Source organism: Vineibacter terrae, assembly GCF_008039615.1.
Lineage (GTDB): Bacteria > Pseudomonadota > Alphaproteobacteria > Reyranellales > Reyranellaceae > Vineibacter > Vineibacter terrae.
In genome coordinates, this window is record NZ_VDUZ01000106.1 from 1 (window position 1) to 3,449 (window position 3,449).

At 68.0% G+C, this 3,449-nt stretch carries 1 protein-coding gene; it reads left to right on the forward strand.

Annotation, left to right across the window (positions count from 1 at the left end; genetic code table 11):
- Positions 1-435 precede the first annotated feature (435 nt).
- The gene (locus FHP25_RS40375) at positions 436-3,102 is read left to right on the forward strand and encodes a flavin-containing monooxygenase (RefSeq protein WP_147852670.1); all 2,667 of its coding nucleotides are present in this window, start codon (positions 436-438) and stop codon (positions 3,100-3,102) included.
- Positions 3,103-3,449 lie beyond the last annotated feature (347 nt).

Here is a 3,449-nt window from a genome sequence, read left to right on the forward strand (position 1 = left end):
CGTCTTGCGCGCGGCGCTCTGCAATCTTCATGGTCGGGACGAAGGGATGGTCTGTGCCGATCAAACAAAGGGATGCTTTGTCGATGAATGCCTCTTGACTTCCAAATGCTCATATAAGGATGACAGAAGCGATCGCCCTGCCCTCTGGAGAGGACAAGATCACAAGCTTCGAGCGAAGCGAACGATCCGGGCGCCACTCCTGGACTCCTCTCCACGGGGGCGCTCGGGATGACAGCTGTATCAGCACCCCTTATTGATGCTTGAATTGCCACTGATTCTATCGCTTGATCGAAATCCCGTCGTGGCGTGCAGCGCGCTCTTGATGCACGCGCGGTTTCCCGGACGGCGTGGCGCCTATGCCGCGAATAGCACGGCACGGGCAGCGGCCGATCCCGGACGTCAAGGCAAGATCGGTATCAGTCAAAGGAGGAAACAATGGCAAATGCAGCAGGCGCAAGCGGCGCGCAGCACGCGGACGTCGCCGTGGTGGGAGCCGGCTTTGCCGGCCTGTATCTGCTCCATCGGCTGCGCAAGGCAGGGCTTTCCGCGATCGGGCTGGAGTCCGGCAACGATGTCGGCGGCACGTGGTACTGGAACCGGTATCCCGGCGCGCGCTGCGACATCCAGACCAGCGATTACAGCTACACCTGGGATCCCGAGCTGGAGAAGGCCTGGACGTGGTCGGAGAAATACGCCACCCAGCCCGAGATCCTGCGCTATCTCGGCTTCGTCGCCGACCGCTACGACCTGCGCCGTGACATCCGCTTCGGCACCACGGTCTCGGCCGCGACATGGGATGACGGCACGCAGCGCTGGCTGCTCACGACCAGCAGCGGCGCGCCGGTGTCCTGCCGCTACTACGTCATGGCCAGCGGCTGCCTCTCCGCCCCCAAGCCGCCGGAGATCGAGGGCTTCAAGGACTTCAAGGGCGAGGTCTATTTCACCGGCCGCTGGCCGCACGAGCCAGTGGACTTCACCGGCAAGCGCGTGGCCGTGATCGGCACCGGCTCGTCGGCGATCCAGTCGATCCCGTTGATCGCGCAGCAGGCGGCCCATCTCACCGTGTTCCAGCGCACGCCGAACTTCGCGCTGCCGGCGCATAACGGCCCCTCGCCGGCCGACCGCGTGGAGATGCTGCAGAAGGACGTCCCGGCATTCCGCGAGCAGGCGCGCTGGTCGATGGCCGGCGTGCCGCTGCCGCCGGCCACCGACTTCAGCTGGCAGCTGAGCGATGCCGAGCGGCGCGAGCGCTTCGAGAAGGCGTGGGCCGCCGGCGACCTGGTGGTCATGCTGACCCAGCTCTGGGCCGACCAGGCCGTCGATGTCGACGGCAACACCCTGGTCGCCGACCTGCTGCGCGAGAAGGTCCGTGCCGTGGTCAAGGATCCCGAGACGGCCGAGGCGCTCACCCCGCGCGACCACCCCTTCGGCTCGAAACGGCCCTGCCTCGATACCGGCTACTACGCCACCTACAACCGCCCCAACGTCACGCTGGTGAACCTGCGGCGCGAGCCGATCAAGTCGATCACGGCGAGCGGCATCAGGACCGACAGCCGCACGGTCGACGTCGACGCGATCGTCTTCGCCACCGGCTTCGACGCGATGACCGGCGCCATCACCGCCGTCCATCCGATCTCAGGCCGCGGCGGCAAGTCGATCGCGGAAGCCTGGGAGCATGGCCCGCAGACCTATCTCGGCCTCACCGTGGCCGGCTTCCCCAACCTGTTCATGATCACCGGGCCGGGAAGCCCGTCGGTGCTGTCGAACATGATGGTGTCGATCGAGCAGCACGTCGACTGGATCACCGACCGCCTGGTCGCCATGCGCGAGGCCGGCTTCACCACGATCGAGGCCACCGACACCGCGCAGGACGGCTGGCAGCGGCACAACGCCGACTGCTCGATGATCACGCTGCATCGCCTGGCCAACACCTGGTACACGGGTGCCAACGTGCCGGGCAAGCCGCAGGGCGTGATGCCCTACACCGGCGGTGTCGGCCCCTATCGCGGCATCTGCAACGAGGTCGTCGAGCGCGGCATGCTGGGCTTCCGGCTCACCGGCCCCAACGGCGCGGAGCAGTGCAACGACGGCGAGATCGTGCGCCTGCAGCCCGATGTGCGCCTGGTGCTGAATCTGCTCGCCAGCATGAACCTGCCGCCGCTGGAATCCTTCGGCGCCCAGGGCGCGCGTGACTTCCTGGCCCAGTTCAACGCCACGCGCCCGGCCGGCCGGCCGGTCGGCGAGGTCGTTGACGGCACGCTGCCCGGCACCGACGGTCCGCTGCCGTACCGGCTGTACCGGCCGTCGACGCCGGGGCCGCACCCGATCGTGGTCTACTTCCACGGCGGCGGCTGGGTGCTGGGCGACGAGCAGTCCGACGATCCGCTCTGCCGCGACCTGTGCCGGCGCACGGGCATGGCCTTCGTCAGCGTCGGTTACCGGCACGCGCCGGAGCATCGCTTCCCGACCGCGGCCGAGGACAGCTACGCCGCCCTGTGCTGGATCGCCGGGCATGCGGCCGAGCTGGGCGGCCGGCCGGGGCCGGTATCCGTGGCCGGCTGGAGCGCCGGCGGCAACATGGCCGCCGTCACCTGCCAGATGGCGCGCGACCGCGGCGGCCCGCAGATCGCCGGCCAGCTGCTGATATGCCCGGTCACCGACTGCACCTTCGATCGGCCCTCCTACGTCGACAACGCGACCGGCTACTTCCTGACGCGCTCGCTGATGTACTGGTTCTGGGACCTGTACTGCTCGCCCGCCGACCGCACCGACCCGCGCGTCTCGCCGCTGCGCGGCAAGCTGGCGGGCCTGCCGCCGGCGATGGTCGTCACCTGCGAGTTCGATCCGCTGCGTGACGAGGGCGTTGCCTACGCCGAGGCCATGGCCGCTGAAGGCGTGCCGGTCGAGCAGCTGAAGGCGCGCGGCCACTTCCATTCCTCGTTCGCGATGGTGGACGTGGTGATCACCGGCGTCGGCGGCCGTGTGCAGATGGCCCGGGCGCTGCGCCGCTTCGCCGGGTTGCCGGTGGAGGAAACCCCGACGCGCCAGGACAACACCGCGCAGCGGCCGATCCAGGCCGCCGCTGCCGGCGCCGCCGACTGAGGCCGCGGGGCAAGTCACGAAAGAGGACCACCGCTGTCATCCCGAGCGCAGCGAGACGACAGCGGTGGAGCTGTCAGGGCGGGGCGCAAGGCCGCGCTGCCGGCTGTCATCCCAAGCGCAGCGAGGGATCTCCCGCGTGGGACACACAGTACGCCAATCGCAGGAGATCCCTCGCTTCGCTTGGGATGACAGTCACGACTCACCTTCTACCGATAGCTGATACTAGGGCCTGTTTTCAAACCCCGATCCAGATGAGGATACAGGCGATCAGCGCCATGGCGAGGTAGTTGCGGGCGGTCTTTTCGTAGCGAGTAGCGAACCGACGGAACCGCTTGAGGCGATTGATG

What these genes read in the sequence shown, in the direction of transcription:
- FHP25_RS40375 (WP_147852670.1), top strand. Translation starts at nt 436, where the DNA reads ATGGCAAATGCAGCAGGCGCAAGCGGCGCGCAGCACGCGGACGTCGCC.